The organism is Dyella sp. CR10 (genome assembly GCF_055814425.1).
Map to the genome: position 1 here is coordinate 4,079,348 of NZ_CP185986.1, position 22,712 is coordinate 4,102,059.

The 22,712-nt window shown below is 67.4% G+C and carries 23 protein-coding genes; 16 read left to right on the forward strand and 7 right to left on the reverse strand.

Translation table 11 applies throughout. The features are described 5' to 3' along the window. Positions 1-39: 39 nt before the first annotated feature. Together ACNR9O_RS18415 and ACNR9O_RS18420 are read left to right on the forward strand one after the other, a co-directional pair. Complete coding sequence (locus ACNR9O_RS18415; protein ID WP_473688355.1) at positions 40-1,374, forward strand: sensor histidine kinase; 1,335 nt, start codon at positions 40-42, stop codon at positions 1,372-1,374. A 65-nt stretch (positions 1,375-1,439) separates the two neighbouring features. Further along, positions 1,440-2,807 carry a glutamate--cysteine ligase gene (locus ACNR9O_RS18420; protein ID WP_473686129.1) on the forward strand — a complete coding sequence of 456 codons (1,368 nt, stop codon included), beginning with the start codon at positions 1,440-1,442 and terminating at the stop codon, positions 2,805-2,807. 43 nt (positions 2,808-2,850) lie between these two features. Here the strand turns inward: ACNR9O_RS18420 and ACNR9O_RS18425 are convergent, their stop codons facing one another. Beyond that, positions 2,851-3,312 (reverse strand): DoxX family protein, encoded by a 462-nt coding sequence (locus ACNR9O_RS18425; protein ID WP_473686127.1) that lies wholly within the window; start codon positions 3,310-3,312, stop codon positions 2,851-2,853. Between the two features lie 270 nt (positions 3,313-3,582). On the opposite strand from ACNR9O_RS18425, the gene bufA2 reads away from it, so the two are divergent. The 5 genes from bufA2 to ACNR9O_RS18450 all read left to right on the forward strand — a co-directional run bounded on the left by bufA2 (position 3,583) and on the right by ACNR9O_RS18450 (position 7,510). Next, a complete protein-coding gene (bufA2, locus tag ACNR9O_RS18430) occupies positions 3,583-3,852 on the forward strand; it encodes a BufA2 family periplasmic bufferin-type metallophore (protein ID WP_473686125.1) in 270 nt (89 codons plus the stop codon). Positions 3,853-3,931: 79 nt separating this feature from the next. Continuing rightward, entirely contained in the window at positions 3,932-4,798 is an 867-nt protein-coding gene (gene bufB, locus ACNR9O_RS18435) for an MNIO family bufferin maturase (protein WP_473686123.1), read from the forward strand. After that, positions 4,795-5,598, forward strand: a complete 804-nt coding sequence (locus tag ACNR9O_RS18440; RefSeq protein WP_473686121.1) for an HvfC/BufC family peptide modification chaperone — start codon at positions 4,795-4,797, stop codon at positions 5,596-5,598. Before bufB ends, ACNR9O_RS18440 begins: the two co-directional genes overlap by 4 nt. A 71-nt stretch (positions 5,599-5,669) precedes the next feature. Then, positions 5,670-6,569, forward strand: coding sequence for an AraC family transcriptional regulator (locus ACNR9O_RS18445; RefSeq protein WP_473686119.1), 900 nt, complete (start codon positions 5,670-5,672; stop codon positions 6,567-6,569). Next, the gene (locus ACNR9O_RS18450) at positions 6,566-7,510 is read left to right on the forward strand and encodes an MBL fold metallo-hydrolase (RefSeq protein WP_473686117.1); all 945 of its coding nucleotides are present in this window, start codon (positions 6,566-6,568) and stop codon (positions 7,508-7,510) included. Before ACNR9O_RS18445 ends, ACNR9O_RS18450 begins: the two co-directional genes overlap by 4 nt. 33 nt (positions 7,511-7,543) lie before the next feature. On the opposite strand, the gene ACNR9O_RS18455 is transcribed toward ACNR9O_RS18450, so the two are convergent. From ACNR9O_RS18455 to bioD, 4 genes are all read right to left on the reverse strand, one after another. Next, positions 7,544-7,927, reverse strand: coding sequence for a hypothetical protein (locus ACNR9O_RS18455; protein WP_473686115.1), 384 nt, complete (start codon positions 7,925-7,927; stop codon positions 7,544-7,546). 153 nt (positions 7,928-8,080) lie between these two features. Beyond that, the gene (gene dcp / locus ACNR9O_RS18460; RefSeq protein ID WP_473686113.1) at positions 8,081-10,273 is read right to left on the reverse strand and encodes a peptidyl-dipeptidase Dcp; all 2,193 of its coding nucleotides are present in this window, start codon (positions 10,271-10,273) and stop codon (positions 8,081-8,083) included. A 108-nt stretch (positions 10,274-10,381) separates the two neighbouring features. Beyond that, positions 10,382-10,732, reverse strand: coding sequence for a hypothetical protein (locus tag ACNR9O_RS18465; protein ID WP_473686111.1), 351 nt, complete (start codon positions 10,730-10,732; stop codon positions 10,382-10,384). A gap of 57 nt (positions 10,733-10,789) precedes the next feature. Further along, positions 10,790-11,470, reverse strand: coding sequence for a dethiobiotin synthase (gene bioD, locus ACNR9O_RS18470; RefSeq protein WP_473686109.1), 681 nt, complete (start codon positions 11,468-11,470; stop codon positions 10,790-10,792). A gap of 98 nt (positions 11,471-11,568) precedes the next feature. Between bioD and ACNR9O_RS18475 the strand changes: the two genes are divergently transcribed. Further along, positions 11,569-12,060: a GAF domain-containing protein gene (locus ACNR9O_RS18475; RefSeq protein WP_473686107.1), complete on the forward strand. Its 492-nt coding sequence runs from the start codon at positions 11,569-11,571 to the stop codon at positions 12,058-12,060. Between the two features lie 26 nt (positions 12,061-12,086). Here ACNR9O_RS18475 and yihA read toward each other — a convergent pair whose 3' ends face one another. Beyond that, positions 12,087-12,731: a ribosome biogenesis GTP-binding protein YihA/YsxC gene (gene yihA / locus ACNR9O_RS18480; RefSeq protein WP_473686105.1), complete on the reverse strand. Its 645-nt coding sequence runs from the start codon at positions 12,729-12,731 to the stop codon at positions 12,087-12,089. Between the two features lie 125 nt (positions 12,732-12,856). On the opposite strand from yihA, the gene ACNR9O_RS18485 reads away from it, so the two are divergent. The 5 genes from ACNR9O_RS18485 to ACNR9O_RS18505 all read left to right on the forward strand — a co-directional run bounded on the left by ACNR9O_RS18485 (position 12,857) and on the right by ACNR9O_RS18505 (position 16,613). Continuing rightward, complete coding sequence (locus ACNR9O_RS18485) at positions 12,857-13,654, forward strand: c-type cytochrome (RefSeq protein ID WP_473700671.1); 798 nt, start codon at positions 12,857-12,859, stop codon at positions 13,652-13,654. Between the two features lie 76 nt (positions 13,655-13,730). Further along, positions 13,731-14,615, forward strand: coding sequence for a thiol:disulfide interchange protein DsbA/DsbL (locus ACNR9O_RS18490; RefSeq protein ID WP_473686100.1), 885 nt, complete (start codon positions 13,731-13,733; stop codon positions 14,613-14,615). 45 nt (positions 14,616-14,660) lie between these two features. Further along, positions 14,661-15,314: a thiol:disulfide interchange protein DsbA/DsbL gene (locus ACNR9O_RS18495; RefSeq protein WP_473686098.1), complete on the forward strand. Its 654-nt coding sequence runs from the start codon at positions 14,661-14,663 to the stop codon at positions 15,312-15,314. Positions 15,315-15,408: 94 nt separating this feature from the next. After that, positions 15,409-16,212 carry an endonuclease/exonuclease/phosphatase family protein gene (locus ACNR9O_RS18500; protein ID WP_473686096.1) on the forward strand — a complete coding sequence of 268 codons (804 nt, stop codon included), beginning with the start codon at positions 15,409-15,411 and terminating at the stop codon, positions 16,210-16,212. After that, positions 16,209-16,613 (forward strand): hypothetical protein, encoded by a 405-nt coding sequence (locus ACNR9O_RS18505; protein WP_473686094.1) that lies wholly within the window; start codon positions 16,209-16,211, stop codon positions 16,611-16,613. The genes ACNR9O_RS18500 and ACNR9O_RS18505 overlap by 4 nt, the downstream gene beginning before the upstream one ends. On the opposite strand, the gene ACNR9O_RS18510 is transcribed toward ACNR9O_RS18505, so the two are convergent. Next, positions 16,539-18,131 carry a glycoside hydrolase family 17 protein gene (locus ACNR9O_RS18510; RefSeq protein ID WP_473686092.1) on the reverse strand — a complete coding sequence of 531 codons (1,593 nt, stop codon included), beginning with the start codon at positions 18,129-18,131 and terminating at the stop codon, positions 16,539-16,541. The genes ACNR9O_RS18505 and ACNR9O_RS18510 overlap by 75 nt on opposite strands. Positions 18,132-18,348: 217 nt before the next feature. Here ACNR9O_RS18510 and ACNR9O_RS18515 point away from each other — a divergent pair, with 217 nt between their 5' ends. The 3 genes from ACNR9O_RS18515 to ACNR9O_RS18525 are packed head-to-tail and all read left to right on the forward strand — an operon-like array spanning position 18,349 to position 22,638. Continuing rightward, on the forward strand, positions 18,349-20,418 hold the full coding sequence (locus ACNR9O_RS18515; protein WP_473686090.1) for a transglycosylase SLT domain-containing protein: 2,070 nt from the start codon (positions 18,349-18,351) through the stop codon (positions 20,416-20,418). 16 nt (positions 20,419-20,434) lie between these two features. Further along, positions 20,435-21,370, forward strand: a complete 936-nt coding sequence (locus tag ACNR9O_RS18520; RefSeq protein ID WP_473686087.1) for a complex I NDUFA9 subunit family protein — start codon at positions 20,435-20,437, stop codon at positions 21,368-21,370. Between the two features lie 38 nt (positions 21,371-21,408). Further along, positions 21,409-22,638 carry a multifunctional CCA addition/repair protein gene (locus tag ACNR9O_RS18525; protein ID WP_473686085.1) on the forward strand — a complete coding sequence of 410 codons (1,230 nt, stop codon included), beginning with the start codon at positions 21,409-21,411 and terminating at the stop codon, positions 22,636-22,638. The last annotated feature ends 74 nt before the right edge of the window (positions 22,639-22,712 follow it).

A 22,712-nucleotide genomic window follows, 5' to 3' on the forward strand; every position in this document is an offset into this window, starting at 1 on the left:
CGCCGCCTGTTGGGCTACCTGCTGGCGCCCCTCGTGGTCATGCTGGTGGTCGGCGTCGCCATCGACCACCATGCCATCGTCAGCCCGGTCTACGCCGCCTTCGATCGGTCACTGTCGCGCTCCGTCCTGGCCATCGCCGCGCAGATCCATCGTCAGCCCGGCGGGCAGTTCGACATCATGCTGCCGGATCATCCGCCGCCGCCGCTGCGGGCCCTGCCGGAAGAGCGCTTCTTCTACCGGGTAAGCAACGCGAAGGGCGAGACGTATGCCGGGTCCGCCGATCTCCCCATCGTCCCAGCCACCCAGGACGATGAATTCGCCTACCAGGACGCCGCCTATCAGGGCATGCAGCTGCGCCTGCTGAGCTATCGCGTCATCGAGGGCGGCGAACCGCTGGTGATTACCGTGGGCGAGACCCCGCATCGCCGCGACGCGGCCGTGCAGCACATGGATGTGTCGTTTGGCGTGAACGACAGCATTCAGATGCTGCTGGTCTTCGGTATCGCGCTGTTCGGCATCAGCATCGCGCTGCGTCCGCTGCAACGCCTGCGCGACCAGATCGCCAACCGCCCCTCGCACAATCTCACGCCGCTGCCTACCGACAACGTGCCAGGCGAAGTACTGCCACTGGTCGAGTCGCTCAACGCGCTGCTTGCCACCGTGCGCGAATCGGCGCTGTCTCAGCAGCACTTCCTCGCCAACGCCGCGCACCAGCTGCGCACCCCGCTGACCGGGCTGAAGGCCCAGCTGGACGTGCTCGGCCGCGATACCGTCGGCACGCCGCTGCACGCACGCATCGCGCTGCTGCACGGCGGCGTCGACCGGCTCGCGCATACCGCCAACCAGTTGCTCGCACTGGCGCGCGCCGAGCCGTCGGCGCATGGCTCCAGTCGCTACCTGCCGGTCGACCTGCCCAAGCTCATCGCCCAGGTCGTCGGCGCATCCCTGGACCGGGCCCTGACCCACGACATCGACCTTGGCGCCGATTGCCGCCCGGCCAAGGTCGCCGGCGTCTACTGGGTCCTGCACGAGCTGCTGATGAACCTGGTCGACAATGCGCTTCGTCACACGCCGGCCGGCGGACACGTCACCATTCGCTGCGGCATCGACCAGGATCACCCCTTTCTGGAAGTGGACGACACCGGCAGCGGCATTCCCCCGGAAGAGCGCGAGCGGGTGAAGGAGCGTTTCTACCGGGGCCCGAACAGCAGCGCTGACAGCTGCGGCCTCGGCCTGTCGATCGTGGAAGAATCCGCCCGCGCCCATGGCGCCAGTTTCAGCATTCTTGACGGCAGCTGCGGCCGGGGCACGCGCATGCGCATCGATTTTCCCATCCCCGGCCCCGATCACCAACGCCCATCGACAAGCGCCTGACACACGGCACTTTGAAAATGGCGGGGACACCCCCAAAGTGGGTCGATTCACGCAAGGAGCCGACCGTGTCCATACCCAGTGCCGTCAAGAGCACACCCATTGGCGACCGCCAGCAGCTGGTCGATTACCTCGCTGCCGGCGAGAAGCCCCGTGAAGCCTGGCGCATTGGCACGGAGCACGAGAAGTTCGGTTTCCTTACCGACGACCTGCGCCCGCCGACGTTCGAAGGCGACCGCGGCATCCGCGTCCTGCTCGAGCGCCTGGCCGAGCGGTATGGCTGGGACATCGCCCGCGAAGGCGACAACCCGGTGGCGCTGTCGCGCGACAAGGCCTCGATCACACTGGAGCCGGCCGGCCAGCTCGAGCTTTCCGGCGCGCCGCTGGAAACCATCCACCAGACTTGTTGTGAAGTGAACACGCACTTGAACGAGGTGCGCTCGATCGCCGAGGACCTCGGTATCGGCTTCCTCGGCATGGGTTTTCAGCCCAAGTGGCGCCGCGATGAGATGCCGTGGATGCCCAAGGGTCGCTACAAGATCATGCGCGAGTACATGCCCAAGGTCGGCTCGCTCGGCCTGGACATGATGACGCGCACCTGCACCGTGCAGGTCAATCTCGATTTCGCCACCGAGGCGGACATGGTGCGCAAGTTCCGCGCCAGCCTCGCGCTGCAGCCGGTGGCCACGGCGCTGTTCGCCGATTCGCCGTTCACCGACGGACGTCCGAACGGCTATCTCTCATACCGCTCGCATGTATGGACGGATACCGATCCGAATCGTACGGGCATGCTCGACTTCGTATTCGAGGACGGCTTCGGTTATGAGCGCTACGTCGACTACCTCCTCGACGTACCGATGTACTTCAGCTACCAGGATGGCCGCTACATCGACCTGGCCGGGCAGGACTTCAAGCGCTTCCTGCGCGGCGAGCTGCCCGCGCTGCCCGGCACGCACGCGACCATGAAGGACTGGGCCGACCATCTCACCACCGCGTTCCCCGAGGTGCGCCTCAAGCAGTACCTGGAAATGCGCGGCGCCGACGGCGGCCCATGGAATCGACTGTGCGCGCTGCCCGCTCTCTGGGTGGGTCTGTTGTACGACGATGAAGCGCTGCAAGCCGCCTGGGATCTGGTCAAGGACTTCAGCCGTGCCGAACGCCACGCCTTGCGTGATGGCGTACCGAAGCACGCGCTCAAGCTGCCGTTCCGCAGCGGCACCGTGCGCGAGCTGGCGGCGGAAACGCTGAAGATCGCCGCACACGGCCTCAAGCGCCGCGCCAGGCTCAATCGCAACGGCGCCGACGAGAGCATCTTCCTCGAACCGCTGATCGAAATCGTGGAGGCCAATCAGACGCCGGCGGAGCGCAAGCTGGAACTGTTCCAGGGCCCGTGGAACGGCAACGTCGATCCAGTGTTCCGCGAATTCGCCTACTGAAGTCGCCTGTCGTAGCGCGGCATGCGGCCGCGCTACGACACACTCAATCGCGCGTGCGGATGCCCAGTCGGCGCGCGAGCAGCGTATCCAGGCTGACCTTGCCCGGACCGGCCATCAGCAGCCAGAACAGGATCAGGATGTAGGTCAGCTCGGAGCTTTCGACATATTCGTCGAGACCTGAAAGATCCTGCGACACCACCAGCGCCAGCGCGACGATCATATTGATGATCATCGGTACGCTGACCAGGCGCGTGAACAACCCCAGCATCAGTAGCGCACCGCCGATCAAATCCGTCCACGCGGATACCGCCGCGCTCAATGCCGGAAAGGGAATACCCCAGCCGGCGAAGCGCTCGGCGAAGCCGTCGACGTGCTGCACCTTGGCCAGGCCCGTCTCCAGCCAGAAGTAGCCGAAGCCCAGGCGCATGACCAATGGCCCCAGCCAGCGGCTGGCGTGGAGCGCATCGAGCAGGCGCGATGCCGGGGTGGCGATGAGCTGTCGCATCGTAATGTCCTTTCGAGGCAAGAGACCGCATCTTCGACTGTGCCCCGAGGTTGCCGCCATGCCCCGCCGTCCATGCTTTCTTGCCCGTCATCCGGCGTCGCGCCGAACCGTTCCGTCACCGGACGATCGGGCATGAAGCGGGGATGCGCGGATGCAGCTGCCTGCCCGCCCTCACTGCACAATGGCCACCGTCGAGACCGCCCCGCGCCATCGGCGCACGGACTGGACGCTTCCGCCGCAGACGCGGCTCCCACGATGAGGAATGAGACCATGAAGAAGACTTTCCAGAACGGTGCGATGGCTGCGATGGTCGCCGGCCTGTTCGCCATGACCGCAGCCTCCGCGGCGATGGCCGCCGACAACGCCAAGGGCGAGAAGGCTGAGGTGAAGTGCATGAACTCCTCGGCCTGCAAAGGCCACGGTTCCTGCAAGCAGGCCAGCAATGCCTGCAAGGGCAAGAACGCCTGCAAGGGTCAGGGTTTCACCATGCAGAAGAGCCAGCAGGATTGCGAAAAAGCCCAGGCCGAAGCCAAGGCCTGACCTCGCGAGGCGGGGCCGCGCTTCATCGGCCCCGCCCGTTTCGGCATCCCAAGCTTCCCTTGATCGTCGAGGAACCCCGATGAGCCAGACGCCCCTTCCCGCTCCTGCGGAACCACAGCGCCCGCCGTACCTCGGGTATGGGCTGGGCCTGCGCGTCGAGCATTACCAGGCATTGCTGGAACAGCCGCCGGGCGTCGAATGGCTGGAGATCATCTCGGAAAACTACATGGTGCCCGGCGGCCTGCCATTGGTTTGGCTGGAGCGGTTTCGCGAACGCTTCCCGCTGGCGATGCACGGCGTCTCGCTTTCCATCGGCGGCACCGATCCACTGGACGAAGGCTATCTCGCCAGGCTCGGCGCACTGGCGCGGCGCATCGAACCGGCTTGGGTGTCCGATCATCTGTGCTGGACCGGAGTGCAAGGCATCAACTTGCATGACCTGATGCCGCTGCCCTACACCGAGGAAGCACTCGAGCACGTCGTCGCTCGCGTTCGCCAGGTGCAAGACCGCCTCGGGCGCCGCATCCTGCTGGAGAACGTGTCCAGCTACATCCGCTTCGCCGATGCCCAGCTCGAGGAGTGGGAGTTTCTCGCCGAGGTGGCCGCACGCGCGGACTGCCTGGTCCTGCTGGACATCAACAACGTCTACGTCAGCGCCACCAACCACGGCTTCGACCCGCTGCACTATCTCGAAGGCATCCCGGTCGAACGCGTGCAGCAATTCCATCTCGCCGGCCACGAGCAGGGCGATGCCCTGCTCGTGGATACGCATGACGCTGCCGTGCCTACGCCGGTGTGGGAGCTTTACCGGGCGGCTGTGCGCCGTTTCGGCGCCATCTCGACCATGATCGAGCGCGATGACCACATCCCGCCGCTCGATGAACTGGTCGCCGAACTGGCTTGGGCGCGCAGGCTCGCCGAACCGCTGCTGAGGGCTGCCGCGTGAAGGACCTGCATGCGCTGCAGTTGAGACTGCAACGAGCCGTGCTGGCATCGTCCGCCACAGCGCTGACCGAGCTGGTTGGCGACGAGCGGGCGGACGCGAAAACCCGGCTTGCTGTCTACCGTCACGGCTATCGCATCCGGCTTCGCGATGCGCTCGCGGGCGAATTTCCAACGCTCGCCTGCCTCGCCGGGCGTCGCTTTGCTCCGCTCCTGGACCGCTACATCGACGCCTGCCCGTCCGAACACTACAACCTGCGCTGGCACGGCGCGGGACTGGCCGCGTTCCTTCGCTATGCACAACCCTGGCGTGACCGGCCTGCATTCACCGACGCGGCCGCACTCGATTGGGCGATCTCCACCTGCTTCGACGCCGCGGACGAACCGGCCATCGACGCGGGCGAACTCGCAAGCATCGCGCCGGAGAGCTGGGCGCACCTGCAGCTCGTCCCGCAGAACCATCTGCAGTGGCTGCTCCTGGAAAACAATGTCGACGTCTTCCGCGCCGCCGCAGATCGCTCCGCGGCACGGCCTCGCCTGCGTCGCCTCCAGTCCCGGTCGCTGATCGTATGGCGACAGGCCACGACCGTCCGCTATCGATCGCTGGAGACCGCGGAGGCCGCCTTGCTGGCGGCGGCCGCACGGGGCGAGCCGTTCTCCGCGCTATGCGAGATCGCCACGACGCGCTGGCCGTCAAGGCAGGCCATCGTTCGCCTGAGCTCCATGCTCCGCAGCTGGGTGGATGCCGGCCTGATCCGGGAACTGCGAGCGGCTCCCTGCGCGATCGAGGGGTCATTCGCTTAGGACTCATTGGTGTAACCGCTGGCGGCGGCCGACCGAAGCTGATGGGCAAGCCTTCGAAAAAAGGAACGCCCATGTCCGTATCGCCCATCCCAGCGGCGAATCCCGCCGGAGCGGTCACTCCCGCCCTGGAAGCCCTGCTGCTGCAGTCGAATCTGCGGGTCGATATCGTTGCGGAACAGCAGCATTGCGGCTCATGGTTTCTCGATGAGCCGCGCTATCACTGCGGCCTGTTCCATCTCGTCGGCGAAGGCTCCTGCCGCGTGGAAAGCAGCGCGATCGACGTCGTCATGGAGCTGGCGGCGGGCGATCTGGTCGTCCTGCCGCACGGCGACGCGCACTGCCTGCGCGCCACCTCGCCATCGTCCGACACGGACGATGCCACCAGCCTGATCTGCGGCGAGTTGCACTTTCCCGTCCATACGCGTCATCCCTTGAGCCACGCGCTGCCGCCCTGCTTTGCCGTGCGTTCCAGCGAGGCTGGCAACACGTTCCGCCAGCTGGCCTCGATGATGGTGGAGGTATCGCAAGCCGGCCATGCAGGCCGCCAAGTGCTGCTCAACAAGCTGGCCGATACCTTGTTCGCCCTGGCCGTATGCGATTACGCCAGCCGCAGCACCGAGCGCCAAGGGCTGTTCGCCGCCCTTGCCGACGCGCGCATCTGCAAAGTCCTGCACGCCGTGCACGAGACACCGGGCGATGCCTGGACGATGCAGTCGATGGCGGCGCTGGCTTGCATGTCGCGCTCCGCCTTCGCCGAGCGCTTCACCCAGCTGATGCGCATGCCGCCGATGCAATATGTGACGCAGTGGCGCGTCAGCGTGGCTGAGAAACTGCTGCGCGAGCGCAAGCTGTCCGTTGCCGCGATCGCCGAACGCCTGGGCTATGCAAGCGAAGCGGCCTTCCGCCGCCTGTACAAGCGCGTCAGCGGCATGAGTCCCGGCAGCGTGCGCGCCGCTGGGGAATCCGCATGAGCGCATGGCGCGCACTGATCTGCATGCTTGCCCTCGCGCCCGTCATACCCGCCGCACGAGCTTGCTCCGGGCCGGTCGCATGGCAGGTGTTAGGCAGCGGCGGCCCGGAATTGAATCAGCGCGCACAAAGCGGCCACGTGCTGTGGCTGGACGGCCACGCGCGGGCCGTCTTCGACGCCGGCGCGGGCACGGCCGTGGCCTTCGGCCAGGCACATGGCCGCCTGGAAGATCTCGATCTGATCGCCCTCTCGCATCTGCATACCGACCACAGCGCGGATCTGCCGGCTTATCTCAAGGCCGCTTTCTTCAGCGACCGGCAGAGGGATCTTTCCCTGCTGGGACCACCGGCCGGCGGCGCGTTTCCTTCGACCGAAGCCTGGATCGCCGCCCTGGCCGGCCCGGATCATGCTGCCTATCCGTACTTATCCGGCTTCCTGCCGCCGGGAGGCGCAGCGTTCCAGCTCAGAGCGGCTTCATTGCCGCTGCAGGAGGGCCGCATCGCCACGGTATTCAGCGCTCCGGGTTTCACCGTCAGGGCCACGCCGGTGAAGCACGGCCCGGTGCCGGCACTGGCCTGGCGGATCGATGCGAAGGGACGATCCGTGGTGTACCTGGGCGACACCGATGCCACGGCACCCGCACTGACCGAACTGGCGGCACGCGCCGATCTTCTCATCGCCAACCTCGCGATCGGCGAGGACAGCGAGGACGCCGTCGCCCGCGCACTGCATGCACCTCCCTCGCGCATCGCAGACCTGGTCGAGCGCGCAGGCGTGCGGCATCTGCTGCTATCGCACCTGATGCGACGCTCCGAACAAACGCTGCCGGCATCGCTGCGGATCATCCGCAGCATCTATCACGGCCAGGTCAGCGTTGCGCATGACGGCCTGTGCGTACCGATGCCGGAAGCCCGTGCCGCGCAAAACAAAGGGCCGACATAAGCCGGCCCTTCGAGTTCCGCGCACCGATGCGACTTAAATGTCGCCCGGCGAGCCGTTGCAGACCGCTCCGGCCGACGCTTCTCCGATGTATGCGCCTGTCGCATCCAATGCCGTCACGTGCATGATGATGTGATCCTGATAAGGCTGCAGGCACTGGAATGTGCACTCGGCCTTATGGCCAAGCAATCCGCTGTTATTGCAATGGAATGGCGCGCTCAAATGAGCCGTGCCACTGAACGACCAGTTGTAAGTGAACGGCGTCGGCGAGCCTGGACTCATCGCCGTGGCGTCACAGACATTGACGCCACACGACAGGGCTACGCCCGTGGACTGTGCATGCGCCGCGGGAGTCATCGTGAACAACCCGAACATTCCCGCCAGAACGATGGATGCAAGCATGGACGGCAGTTTTTGCATGACTCTTCTCCTTAAGTGAATGCGAAAAACTTTGTTTGAACCGCACAACCTCTGATCCGTACGACCACTGCAGCAATCGCGCCCGCCTTGCCGCGGCACGCAGTCCGACCAACCGGCGCGCCTTACGGCGCGCCGGCTTGCCATGACACCGGTTTACTTCTTCACCGCCGAGTCGGCCTTCAAGCCACGGTCGATCAGCATCGGCTCCACGCTCGGATCCTTGCCGCGCCAATCGCGATAGAGCTGGCCCAGCTCCACCGTATTGCCGCGCGAAAGAATCATCGCGCGGAAGCGGTCGCCGTTCTCGCGGCTCAGGCCACCGTGTTCCTTGAACCACTCGAAGCCATCGTCCGCCAGCATCTGCGTCCACAGGTAGGCGTAATAACCGGCGGCGTAGCCGTTGCCCCAGATGTGCTGGAAATAGCTGGAGCGATAGCGCGGCGGCACATACGACAGATCGATCTTGTCCTTCTTGAGCGCCTCGGCCTCGAACTTGTCGGCGTCCTGCTTGGGCGCATCGGCGCCCAGGCTATGCCAGTTCATGTCGAGCAGGGCGGCGGCCACCAGCTCGGTCATGTCGTAGCCCTTGTTGAAGGTGCCGGCCTTCTTGATCTTGTCCACCAGCGCCTGCGGCATCGCCTCGCCGGTCTGATAGTGCTTGGCGTAATGGGCGAAGATCTTCGGATCGGTGGCCCAGTGCTCGTTGAACTGCGAGGGGAACTCCACGAAGTCGCGCGCCGTACTCGTGCCCGACAGCGTCGGGTACTTCGAATCGGCGAACAGGCCGTGCAGCGCGTGGCCGAACTCGTGGAACATGGTGATCACATCGTCGAACGACAGCAGCGCCGGCTGGCCCGCCGCCGGCTTGGTGAAGTTGGCGACGTTGTAGATCACCGGCTTGGTGTCCAGCAGCTTCGACTGTTCGACGAAGTTGCTCATCCAGGCGCCGCCGTTCTTGTTGTCGCGCTTGAAGTAGTCGCAATAGAACAGCGCCATCGAGGTGCCATCCTTGTCGAATACCTCGAACACGCGCACATCCGGCTGGTACACCGGAATATCCTTGCGCTCTTTGAAGGTCAGGCCATAGAGCTGATTGGCGGCGTAGAACACGCCGTTCTGCAGCACGTTGTCCAGCTCGAAGTACGGCTTGATCTGCGCCTCGTCGAGGTCGTACTTGGCCTTGCGCACCTGCTCGGCGTAATGGCTCCAGTCCCAGGCCTCGACCTTGAAGCCGCCCTTCTGCTGGTCGATGACGGCCTGGATGTCCTTGGCCTCGGCCTGCGCGCGCGCGGTGGCCGGCTGCACCAGGTTGTGCATGAACTTCAGCGCCGCGTCCGGCGTCTTGGCCATCTGGTCCTCGAGCTTCCACGCCGCATAGTTCGGGAAGCCCAGCAGCTTGGCCTGCTCGGCACGCAGCTGCGCGATGCGCTCGATGATCGCGCGCGTGTCGTTGTCGTCACCATGCTCGGAACGGTCCCACGAAGCCTTGAAAAGCGCCTCGCGCGTGGCGCGGTCAGTCAGGCTCTGCAACTGCGGCTGCTGCGTGGTGTTCTGCAGTGGCAGCACCCATTTACCGTCCAGCTTGCGGTCCTTGGCGGACTGCTCGGCGGCGGCGATGTCGCCGTCGGAAAGGCCGGCGAGCTTGGCCTTGTCGTCCACTACCAGCGCGCCGGCCTTGGTGGCGGCGAGCAGCTTGTTGGTGAATTGCGTGCTGAGCGTCGACTCTTCCTTGTTGAGCTCCTTGAGCTTGGCCTTGTCGGCGTCGGACAGCTTGGCGCCGTTCTGCACGAAGTTCTTGTAGACCACCTCGACCAGGCGCAGCGATTCCGGATCGAGCGCCAGCGACTGGCGCTGCCCATAAACCGTCTCGACGCGCTTGAACAGCTTGTCGTTGAGATAGATCGCATCCTGATGGGCGGCCAGCTTCGGCGCCTCGTCTTCCTGCACCTTCTGCAGCGCGTCGCTGGTATTGGCGCTGGTCACGCCGTCGAACGCATGCATCACGCGGTTCAGCAGCGCGCCCGACTTCTCCATCGCGACGAAGGTGTTGTCGAACGTCGGCGGCTCGGGGTTGTTGGCGATCTTCTCGATCTCGGCGAGGTGCTGCTTCATGCCCTCTTCGATCGCCGGCTGGTAATCGCTTTCCTTGATCTTGTCGAACGGCGGCGCCTGGAACGGCAGCGTGCTGGCCGCGAAGAACGGATTGGCGGACGACGCCTCGGCCGTTGCCGGCGCCGTTGCGGCGGCGGCTGGATGATCGGCGGACTTGGCGTTGTCGTTGGACGGCTGCGAGCAGGCGGCGAGGGCGAGCGAAGTGGCGATCGCCAGAGCGCGGAGAGGCGGCATGGAAGCTCCCTTTTTGTTGCGTGAAGATTTTCGACTGTAACCACAGCCGCCACGCGCTTCCAAGGGCCGGAAGTCAGCGGAGCGATCGCACGGAAACCGACCGGCCGCTCAGGCGGCGCGCATGTCGCGCAGTTTCCAGCTCGGCCCGATCAGCAGGTTCAACCGGTGCCGCACGATGCTCATCGGCAGGCTGGTCACCAGGTCCACCTCGGTATGCAGATCCGCTACGCGCGCGCTGGCCTGCGCCGACGGATCGGTCGCGCCCAGCGCGGGGTCGACTTCGTCGGGCTCCGGCTGCTTGGCCCGCCAGCGTTCGAACAGGCCGGGATCGCGCAGCGCCTGCTCGAGCGCCGCGGCGAAATCGTTGGGACCGGCGCCGTCATAGCTCAGGCTTGGCTCCGGTCCGCGGGCATGACCAAGATCGTCGATGGAAAGGTAGAAATGGCTGCGGCTGGCCATGGCGTCTCCGTGCGCGGCAATTGAGTGGCCAAGCATGCCGCATGGGTCCACAGCCGCCTATGGGCCGATGATCGGCCTCACATCCAGTTCACGGGCCGCTTGCGCGGGTTCGAGACCATGCGGCAACACGCCCAGGCAGGGGGCCGGCAGCAGCTCGCGCAATGTCGCGAGGTTCTCGTCGGCGGCTTCCATGGCGGGGTCCACGCGGTTGGCGATCCAGCCCAGCAGGCGGCAGCCATCTGCCTCGATCGCTCGCGCCGTCAGCAGCGCGTGGCTGAGGCAGCCCAGGCGCAGGCCGACCACCAGGATCACCGGCAGGCCCCAGGTTTTGGGGATGTCCGAGGCGAACAATGCCGGCGCCAGCGGCACCAGCCAGCCGCCGACGCCTTCCACTACGACGCGGTCATGGCTGGCGCACAGCGCATCGAAGGCCTGGCGCAAAGGCGGCAAGGCGATGACGACGCCTTCGCGAGCCGCGGCAAGGTGAGGCGACAACGGATCGCGCAGCGCGATCGGGTTCACCAGCTCGTAGGGCAAAGGCACGCTCCCCGACGCGAGCAAGGCGAGTGCATCGTCGTTGCGACGCCCATCCGGCGTATCGGCGCACCCGCTGGCCACCGGCTTCATGCCGCAGGCGGACTCGCCGGCATCGCGCAGGGCATGCAGCAGCGCACAGGCCGCGTGCGTCTTGCCGATACCGGTATCGGTGCCGGCGACGAATACGGCGGGCGCGTTCATGCCGCACTCCGGCACAAGCAGGGATGACTCTGGCGCATGGGCGACGCTCCTCGCGGAAGTCGGCGCATAATACGGACTTTGCTGCCGGATCCACCGCCATGTTCGATGTCGCCACCGCCACCTATGCCAGCAAGCGCGAACACTACGACGACCTGTGCGCGCAGGCGCGCGGCATTCTCGACGGCGAGCCGGACCTGATCGCCAACGCGGCCAACTTCTCGGCCCTGGTGTTCCACAGCCTGCCGGATCTGAACTGGGCCGGGTTCTACCTGTTCGATGGCACCGAGCTGGTGGTCGGCCCCTTCCAGGGCAAACCGGCGTGCGTGCGCATCGCCATCGGCCGCGGCGTGTGCGGCACCGCCGCGCAGACGCGCCAGACCCAACTGGTGCGCGATGTGCACGAGTTCGCCGGCCACATCGCCTGCGACGCAGCCTCCAACTCAGAAATCGTCGTGCCGCTGGTGAAGAAAGACGGCAGCCTGCTCGGCGTATGGGACGTGGACAGCCCGCTCGTCGCCCGCTTCGACGAGGACGACCGCGCCGGCATGGAAGCGCTCTGCGCGATCTTCATGGCCGCCGTGGAACGCTGAAGCGGCCAGGCGCCCTCAAATGCCTTTCACTCGTTGACGCGCCCGCTGCGCAGCAGCGTCATCACCGCTTCCCGCGCCTCCTCCACGCCGGTGCCATCGGCGGAGGAAAATACCTGCGCGGTGACCGGCAGCCCTTCGGCCGCGCACTGCTTGCGCATCGCCGCCAATGCCTGTGCGGCCTGGTTGCGCGAGAGCTTGTCGGCCTTGGTCAGCAGTAACTGGCAAGGCAACTGCGTGTCCTGGCAGAAGGCGAGCATCATCCGGTCGAACTCCTTGAGCGGATGACGGATGTCGGCGATCAGCACCACGCCGCGCAGACTGCGCCGATGATGCAGATAGGCATCGATCTCCTGCTTCCAGTGTTCACGCAACGGCTCGGGCACCTTCGCGTAGCCGTAGCCAGGCAGGTCGATCAGGCGGACCTCCAGTGGCGGCCGCCCTTCGCCCTGCGCCAGCGGCGGCAGCGAAAAAGCCACCATCTGCTGGGTGCGCCCCGGTGTCTTGGAGGTGCGCGCCAGGCCGTGGTGGCCGGTGAGAGCGTTGAGCGCACTGGATTTGCCGGCGTTGGAGCGGCCGGCGAACGCGACCTCGGCGCCGCTGTCGGCGGGAAGCTGGCTGATGCGGTGGGCGGCCAGCACGAAGCGGGCGCCCTGGAGGGGATTCGGGGCCATGGAGTGTGTGATTCTTCTGGTTTGACCGGCCCCGGTGGGGCAGGGATAATTCCAAGGTTTCTGCCAGTTGCGGGCGGCACTCGGCGCGCTCGCGCAGCCACAGCAGTTCTTCTGGAGACAAGTGTATGAGTTTTCGGCCCGCTGGTTCCCGGCCTGCTGTACTCGGATATGCCGTAGCCCTCGTGTTCGCGCTGTCCGCCAGCGTGGCCACGGCGCAGGAAGCCAAGCCCGCCGCCGCCGCGACGACCGCGGCCGCACCGGCTGCCGCAGCCCCCGCCGCGCAACCTGCTGCCGAAAAGGCGCCGGCCGCCGAAGCCGCCCATGCAGGCGTGAAGCTCGGTGATGCCGCCGCCGGCCAGGGCAAGGCCGCCGCCTGCGGCGCCTGCCATGGCATGGACGGCAACTCCAGCGATGCGCAGTACCCGAAGCTGGCCGGCCAGAGCGAGCAGTACATCGTCCAGCAGCTTGCCAACTTCAAGAGCGGCAAGCGCCAGAACCCGATCATGATGGGCATGGCCGCACCGCTGTCCGAGCAGGACATGCGCGACATCGGTGCTTACTTCGCCACCAAGGCGGCACTGCCGGGCGTGGCCGACGAAAAATATGTCGAGCACGGCCAGAAGCTGTACCGCGAAGGCGACAGCAGCCGCGGCATTCCTGCCTGCATGGCCTGCCACAGCATCGACGGGCGCGGCAATCCGGGCGCGCTCTACCCGCAGCTGACCAGCCAGCACGCCCAGTACATCGAGGCGACGCTGAAGGCCATGCGCGGCGGCACCGCCTGGGGCGAGGACGCCCACGCGAAGATCATGCCGAGCATTGCGCAGAAGCTCGACGACAAGGATATCCAGTCGGTAGCCAGCTATATCGAGGGCTTGCACGCCCCCGAGGGCGGCGCCAGCGCCAAGCCGGCCACCCCCTGACCGACGACGCCGGCCCCTGGGCCGGCGTTCTGGTCTTTCACTTCCCCATTTTCATAAGCCTGCCCCGAGGTTCCTCATGCTGAAGCGCCTGCCGTTCCTGTTCGTCTCCGTGCTGGCGATCGCCGCCTGCAGCCAGGGCAGCGACAATGGCGGCGCCGCCCAGCAACCCGCGCCCACGCCGGCACCCGCTGCGAGCGCGCCGGCACAGCAGCCGGCGCCCGCCGCACCCTCCACCGCCGCCGCACCGGCAGCCGCCGCCAGTGCCGCCGGCGACAGCGCGAAGACCGAAACGCCGGCCGAGACGCCTGCGCCTGCTGCCAAGGCCGAGCCGTTCGTGGACGAGGGCAAGTGGGTCGAGGGCAAGCACTACTTCCGCATTGAGCCGGCGCAGCCGAAGGTCACCAATACCGACAAGATCGAAGTGACCGAGGTGTTCTCGTACGGCTGCCCCGCCTGCAACCAGTTCCGCCCGACCATGGTGCAGATGGTCAAGGAACTGCCGGCCGGCACGCAGGTGGCCTACCTGCCTGTGTCGTTCAACCCGGCGGAGAACTTCCCGATGTTCCAGCGCGCCTACTACGCCGCCGAGGCGCTGGGCGTGGCGGAGAAGACCCACGAGCCGATCTTCGATGCGATCTGGAAGAGCCGCGAGCTCACCTCGTACAACGCCGCCGGCAACGGCTTGCGCCCGCTCACCGAACTGCCGACCATCGACGACGCCGCCAAGGTCTACGCCAAGTACGGCGTGGATCCCAAGGAATTCATCGCGGTCGCCAACTCCTTCAGCATCAACACCAAGATGAAGCGCGCCGATGAACTCGTGCGCTCTTATGGCGTCGAATCCACGCCGACGATCGTCATCGACGGCAAGTACCGTTTCACCCCCGGCAGTGCTGGCGGCTACACGCAGAGCATCGAGCTGGCCCGCTGGCTGGTCTCGAAGGAAGCGGCCGGTAAGTAAGGATTCGTCACGGCGGCCAGACCGCCGGTTCCACGGAGAGCACCCATGTTCAAGCGTTTCGCCCGCCTGCGCGTCGTCGCCCTGCTTGCCGGCCTGGCCCTGACCAGCGCCTGCACCGCATCCAATTCCAACGCCGCCGCGCCGTACACCGACGGCAAGGAATACGTCACCCTGCCCGCTCCCGCTCAGCGCTTCAGCCAGGACGGCAAGGTGGAAGTGGTCGAGGTGTTCTCCTACGGCTGCATCCATTGCGCTCACTTCGCGCCCAAGGCCGAAGAGCTGCGCAAGCAGCTGCCGCCGGGCGTGACGTTCAAGCTGCTGCCGGCCGCCTTCAGCGATGCCTGGCTGCCGTACGCGCGCGCCTACTACGCCGCCGAGAAGCTCGGCGCGGTCGAGAAGACCCATCTGGATCTGTTCGACAAGAAGTTCAACCAGCACTACCCGATCTCCACGCTCGACGAGCTGGCCGATTACTACGCTACCCAGGGCGTCGATCGCGCGAAATTCCTCGCCATCGCCACCTCGCCCGAGGTCACCGCGCAGATCAAGAAGGATCTGGAGCTGGTCCAGAAGTGGGGTGTGGATGGCACGCCGACCATCGTGGTCGACGGCAAGTACCGCAGCAATGAGGTCAAGACGCTCGACCAGCTCTCCGCGCTGACCCAGTGGCTGGTGCAGCGCGAACTGTCCGGCAAGTAAGTCCTCCCGGGGGCCGCCGATGGCGGCCCCGCGTTCACATCCGCGCGGGCATGCTTGCCGGGTTTCCCGAACCATCGTTCCCCGCCTCGCACCGATGACCGCCGCCCCCGCCCCTGCCGCTTCCGAACGCCGCCTGCGGCTGCTGAGCTGCAACATTCTTGCGGGCGCCAGCGTGCAGCGCTACAGCGAGTACTTCACGCGCAGCCTCAACGCCGTGCTGCCCGGCCGCAGCAAGCTCGACAATCTCGACCGTCTCGCCGAGGTGCTGCCCCAATTCGACGTGATCGGCCTGCAGGAAGCCGACGCCGGCAGCCTGCGCTCGGGCTTTCTCAATCAGACGCGCTACCTGGCCGAGACCTCCGGCATGCCGTTCTGGAGCCATCAGCCGAACCGTCCTGTGGCACGCCTGTCCCATACTGCCAACGGGCTGATCAGCCGGCTCGAACCGAGCAGTGTGCTCGACTATCCCCTGCCCAGCCGCATTCCCGGCCGCGGCGCTCTGCTGGCGCGCTTCGGCGAAGGCAGCGACGCACTGGCCGTGATGATCGCCCATCTCTCGCTGAGCGCCACGGCGCGCGCGCGGCAGCTGGCCTTCATCGCCGAAGTGCTGCAGGACTACCCGCATGCAGTGCTGATGGGCGATCTCAACACCGATACCGACAGCGCCGAGATGCGCCACCTGTTCGCCAGGTCGCCCCTGGTGCCACCGATGCAGGCGACGCCCACTTTCCCCAGCTGGAAGCCGCGCAAGGCGCTGGACCACATCCTCACCTCCGAAGCGCTGCACTTGGAGAAGCTGTGGGCGCTGCCGCAGGCGTTTTCCGATCACCTGCCGGTCGCCGCGGAAATCCGCCTGCCCGGCCACGTCGCCCCCCGCCCGCACCGACTCCGCCGATGACCGCTTCCGCTCGCACGATCCTCTCCTGGCTGCTGCTCGGCGCCGTCGGCGCCCTGGGCGTCGCGCTGCGCTACGGCGTGATCGAACCGGCGGCCATCGGCCACCTGTGCGAAGGCGCGGCCACCGCACCGGCGTGGTGCCAGTGGCGCCAGTGGCTCGTGCTCGGCTTTCTCAGCTACGGCTACGGTTGGGCGGCACTCGCCCTCGCGCTGCTGGCGCTGGCGTGGAAACACCCGGCCAGTGCCTGGCTGGCCGCAGCCGCTGGTGTGCTGGCGCTGCAGCTGTACTGCTACGAAGCGGGCGCCTTTGCCCTGCTGGTGGGCTGCCTACGCCTGATCCGCCTGCAGGCGCCAGCCAATGAGAACGGGGACGGCCAGGGCCAGGTTCAAGCCCAGCCATAGCCACGTCACCGGGTTCAGGCCGATGTCCTGCGCCACCACCACGGCGGCGAGGATCGGCAGCAGCACGGCCAGGAAGCGTTCTTCGCGCCGCAGCCCCGGCGTCTGCGCCCAGCCGCTCAGCCAGCCGGCGAGGCCGAACCCGACGCACGGCAGCGCAGCCAGGCCCAACGGGAAATCGCGGTAACGGCCGTCGAAGACCAGCAACAGGCCTTCCATCGCCAAAAGGAACAGCCAGGCGAAACGCAGCCAGCTACCCGGCAACGCTTCTCGGCCGCCACCGGTCAGACGGGCCGCGATCCAGCGCGCCAGCACGATGGCCGTCCATAGACCAGCAGCACAGCCAAGCAGGGACAGGCCCCACTCCAACGCATCGCGGCAGGCATAGAGCATCTGCCGGTATTGCCAGGCCAGCGCCGTGCCGGTGGCGAAGCCGCTCATGGCGAGCACGCCCCACCCGGCAGCGCCGCGCCAATTGCGCCGCCACGTACCGGCGAGCAGGAACAGCGAGAGGCCGCCCGCACCGGCAAGCCAGCCCAGCCACCAGCGCGACTCTTCAGTTACCGGGCCTTCCATCGAGAACTTGGGCCTGGCGTCCACGTCGTAGATGCCCCAGTAGCCGCCGGTCGTGCCTTCCTGCGCGCGCTTCCATGGCTGATCGAAGGCCTCGATCACGTTGTAAGGCATGTCCACGCTGCCGGCGTACTGCAGGAATTCGCGCAAATAGCGCGCCTCGTTCACCACACTGGCGCGCGCCGCGCGTCGCGGCTTGCCCGCGCTGGGCCAGCCGGTCTCGCCGATCATCACCTCGCGCCCCGGGAAAGCGTGCTTCATACGTTCGTAGACGTCGGCGACATGGCGCACCGCGTGCTCGGGCGGCACCGGCTCGTCCTCCCAATAGGGAAGGATATGGATCGTCAGGTAATCCACCGCGCCGGCCATTTCGGGATAGCGCAGCCAGAACTCCCACACGTCCGCATAAGTCACCGGTACGGAGGCTGGAATCGCCGCGCGTACTTCGCGCGCGTAACCGGCCAGCGCCTTCGGCGACAGTTCGCCGCGCAGCAGCACCTCGTTGCCCACCACGACGCCGCGCAGCACGTCGGGATGCGCCTGGGCCGACGCGATGCCCAGCCGCACCTGCTCCGCGTTCGCCACCGGATCGCGCCCCAGCCAGATACCCATGATCACCTTCATGCCGTAACGGCCGGCGATCTCGGGAACCGCGCTGAGGCCCTGCCCCTGCGAGTACGTGCGCACGCAATCGAAGCGCTGCGACAACGCGCGCAGGTCGGCATCGATGCGCTCGGGGCCGACAAAGGCCTTCAGGTCGTACGGCGTCTCACCCGGCGCGCGGAACGGCGCGTAGGACACGCAGGCAATGCGCGCGCCAGGCGCATCGGGCAGCGCCACCGGCCGGCCGAGCAGCCACCACCACAGCGCGCCCGCCGCGGCGCAGAACACCAGCACCAGCCTGACCAGAAGACGCGCACGGGACGAAAGCGACGGCGTGGACGACATGCGCTACCTGTAGAGGGAAGTGCGCCGCATGAGGCGCCGGAAGCGCGCAAGTCTAGCAGGGCGGCACGCAAGGCCGGCGCGCCGGAGGGCCCGCTTTAACGCCAGGCTCAGCGGAGCTTTGCCACGCTGCCGGGCTCTTTCACCGCCGCGACCGGGAGCGGTCCGGCCTACACTGCGTACCGATCGGCTCAGCGCACCGATCGGCCAAGGAGTCGTCATGCCACGTCACGCAGCACTGCGTAAGCTTCTCGTCCTCGCCGGCGGCCTGCTGCTCGCCGGCCTCACGCACGGCGCCGAACCCACCGAGGCGCAGCGCGCCGCCTTCAAGCAGGCCTACGCCACCGCGCAGCAGGGCGGTGATGGCTGGCGCGCGCAGGCGCGCGGCCTCGCCGACTATCCGCTCTACCCCTATCTCGAAGCAGCCGCGCTCACGCACGACCTGCGCCAGCTCGATCGCGCACCGGTCGATGATTACCTCAAGCGCTATCCCGACCTGATCCCCGCCACCGATCTGCGCCGCGACTACCTGCTCGAACTCGCGCGCCGCAAGGACTGGCCCACCTTTCTCTCGTTCTACCAGCCGGGTATGGGCGACGCACTCGCCTGCGACGCCCTGCAGGCGCGGCTGGCACAAGGCGCACAGCTCGATTTCGAACGGGATTTCGCCGCGCTGTGGGCCAAGCCCAATCTGCCTAACGCCTGCGACCCGGTGATCGCCGCGGCGCACGACCAGGGCCTGCTCACGCCACAGCGCCTGTGGGAGCGCATCGATCGCGCCGCCGATGCCAACCAGCCCGGCACCGTCGCCGCGCTGGCCGCATGGCTGCCCGTCGACGACACCCCGGTCGCGCAGCGCATCGCATTGGCGCTGCGCGATCCGGGTGGTGCCGTGGCCAAGGCGGGCACCTGGCCCGATACCCCGCGCAGCCGCCAGGCCGCCATGCTGGCGCTGGAGCGCCTCGCGCGGCGCCAGTCGCTTGCCGCCGACAGCGCGTGGGATCAGCTGCGCGGCCACTTCAAGTTCACGCCCGAACAGCAGCGGCGCGTGCTCGCCGCGCTCGCCCTGTTCCACGCCACCGACTACAACGACGACGCACTGGAGCGCCTCGCCGCCCTGCCACAGGCCGCGCAGACGGACGCCACCCGCGAATGGCGCGTGCGCGTCGCGCTCTCCCGGCAGAATTGGAAGGCCGTGCTGGACGCGCTCGACGCGCTGACGCAGGAGCAGAAACAGGACGGCGAATGGCGCTGGTTCCGCGCACGCGCCCTGGAGACGCTGGGCCGCCAGGCCGAAGCCCGCAAGCTGCTCACGCCACTGGCCGAAGAACCGACGTTCTTCGGCTTCCTCGCTGCCGACCGTCTCGACGTGCCCTATGCGATCTGCCCGCTGTCGTTGCCCAGCGACGCGCAGCGTGAGCAGGCATTACTGGCCAACCGCGGCCTGCAGCGCGCCTTCGAGCTCTATGCGATCGGCCTGCCCAGGCAGGCGCGCCGCGAATGGACGCAGGCGCTGGACGGCGCCGATCCGGCCACGCTCAGGCGTGCCGTCGACCTTGCCTATCGCCGCGGCTGGTACGACCGCGCCGTCTTCACCTTCAACAAGGGTGAAGCACTGCGCTACTACGAGCAGCGCTTCCCGCTGGCCAGCCAGGATGGACTGGTGCCGCAGGCGGCCGAAGCCGGCATCGATCCCTCCTGGGCTTACGCGATCCTGCGCGCGGAAAGCGCCTGGGCCAGCGATGCGCGGTCCGGCGCCAACGCACGAGGGCTGATGCAGCTGCTGCCCGATACCGCGGCCGAAGTGGCGCGACGCAATGGATTGACCTGGGCCGGCGCCGAATCGCTGTACGACCCGATCACCAACATCATCCTGGGCACGCGCTACCTCTCGCAGGTGGCCGCGCGCTTCAACGGCGCGCCATGGCTGGCCAGCGCCGCCTACAACGCCGGCCCCGCGCGTCTGAGCCAGTGGCTGGCCGCGCGCGGCACGCTGGCACCCGATCTGTTCGTCGCCAGCATGCCGTTCAAGGAGACGCGCGAATACGTGGCGCGCGTGATGTCCTTCGCGGTGATCTACGACTGGCGCCTCAACGGCACCGCGGCGCCGCTGGCCACTCGCCTCACGGCGATCGGCGAGCCATACCAGCTGCCCGACAAGAACACGCCGCGCCGCCCCGTGACCTGCCCGGCCAGCGCAGCCGCGGCAGCGCCCGCGACGCCGGCGGACGCAGCCACCGTGGCGACACCGCCCGCACCGGGCGAAGCGCCCACCAACTCGCCGCGTTGACCGGAGCTCGATTCCCATGACTGCCAAACGCCTCGTCATCCTCGGCGGCACCGGTTTCCTCGGCAGCTATCTGGTGCCGCGCCTGGCTGCCGACGGTCACCGCATCGTGCTGCTGTCGCGCAACCGCGAACGCCGGCGCGCGCTGGCGGTCGTGCCTGGCGTGGAGATCCGCAGCACCGACGTGTACGACGGCAACGCGCTGCGCCGCCATTTCGAAGGCGCCGACGCGGTGATCCACCTGATCGGCATCCTCCATCCCTCCGGCCGCAACACGTTCCAGGAAACTCACGTGGAACTGCCCCGCCGCGTCATCGCGGCATGCCAGGCAGCCGGCGTCGGACGCCTGCATCTGATGAGCGCGCTGAAAGCGGGTCAAGGCCTGTCGCGCTATCTGAAGACGCGCGGCGAAGGCGAGGCGGTGGTGCGCCAGTCCGGCCTGGACTGGACGATCTACCAGTCCAGCGTGATGTTCGGCGCCAACGATGGCCTGGTCAGCCGCTTCGCGGCCCTGCTACGCATCCTGCCCGTGCTGCCGCTGGCACGCACCGGCTCGCGCCTGGCACCGACCTATGCGGCCGACGTCGCCGAAGCGATCGCACGTTGCGTGGCCGACGACAAGCTGGGTATCGACCGCACGTTCGAGCTGTACGGCCCCGAGGTGCTGACGCTGGGCGAGATCGTGCGCAAGATCCGCGACACGCTCGGCCTGCGCACGCCGATCCTGCCGCTGCCGGACAGTCTCGGGCGCCTGCAGGCGCAGATCGCCGAACTCCTGCCGGGCAAGCCGTTCACCGTCGACAATTTCCTCACCCTGCGCACTGACTCGGTGGGCAAGCAGGACGGCTACGCCGCACTGGATATCCGCCCGCAACCGTTGACGCCCTGGCTGCCGATCCTGCTGCAGGGGTCGCACCGTCAGCGGCGCCTCGACCGCTTCCGCAGCAGCCGCTGACGCCGGGTGCCACGGCGGCCCGTGGCAGAATCGCCGCCATGCGTACCTATCTCGTCGGCGGCGCCGTCCGCGACAAACTGCTCCAGCGTCCCGTCACCGACCACGACCACGTCGTGGTCGGCGCCACCCCCGACGACCTGCTCGCGCGCGGCTACAAGCCCGTCGGCAAGGATTTCCCGGTGTTCCTGCATCCGGACACCGGCGAGGAGTACGCGCTGGCGCGCACCGAGCGCAAGACCGGCCGCGGCTATCACGGCTTCGCCTTCCACGCCGACGCGGGCGTGAGTCTGGAAGAGGACCTGGCGCGCCGCGACCTCACCATCAACGCGATCGCCGAAGACGAACAGGGCCGCCTGGTCGATCCCTACCACGGCGTCCGCGACATCGAGCAGCGCGTACTGCGGCACGTCTCGCCGGCTTTCGTGGAAGACCCGGTGCGTCTGCTGCGCGTTGCGCGCTTTGCCGCGCGCTTCGCGCCACTCGGCTTCCGGGTAGCCGAGGAAACCATGGCACTGATGCGCACGATGGTGCGCGACGGTGAAGTGGACCATCTGGTGCCCGAGCGCGTGTGGCAGGAAACACGGCGCGCCCTGGGCGAACCGCGGCCTTCCGCCTTCTTGCAGGTGCTGCGCGAGAGCGGCGCGCTGGCCGTCCTGTTTCCGGAGATCGATGCGCTGTACGGCGTACCGCAGCGCGCCGAGTTCCATCCCGAAATCGACACCGGCATCCACGTGGAAATGGTGGTGGACATGGCCGCGCGCCTGGCGCCCGGCAACGAGCTGGTCGGCTTCTGTGCGCTCACCCACGACCTCGGCAAGGCGCTGACGCCCGCCGAGGTGCTGCCGCGTCACATCGGTCACGAGCAAGCCGGCGTGGCGCCTCTGCGCCGACTGGCCGCGCGCCTGCGCGTACCCACCGAGTACGCGGCCCTGGCCGAACAGGTCTGCCGCGAGCATCTCAACGTGCACCGCGCCTTCGAACTGAAGCCGGCGACCGTGCTCAAGCTGCTCGGCGCCGTGGATGCGCTGCGCCGGCCCGAGCGGCTGGAGGTGCTGCTGACCGCCTGCGAGGCGGACAAGCGCGGTCGCCTGGGCCAGGAGGACAGCGCCTACCCTCAGGCCGGCTATCTGCTCGCCGCCCGCGATGCGGCGGCAGCCATCGGGGCGGCGGCGTTCGTCGCCCAGGGGCTGGAGGGTCCGGCAGTGGGAGCTGCGCTCGAAAAGGCCAGAACGGCGGCCATCGCCGGGGTAAAAACCAGCTTCACCTAAGCCAATCCGTTGTATAAGGGGCGGATGCCCGCCGAAGTTCTCGTTGAGACGGGCCTGTAAGCACGTTTTTTGCG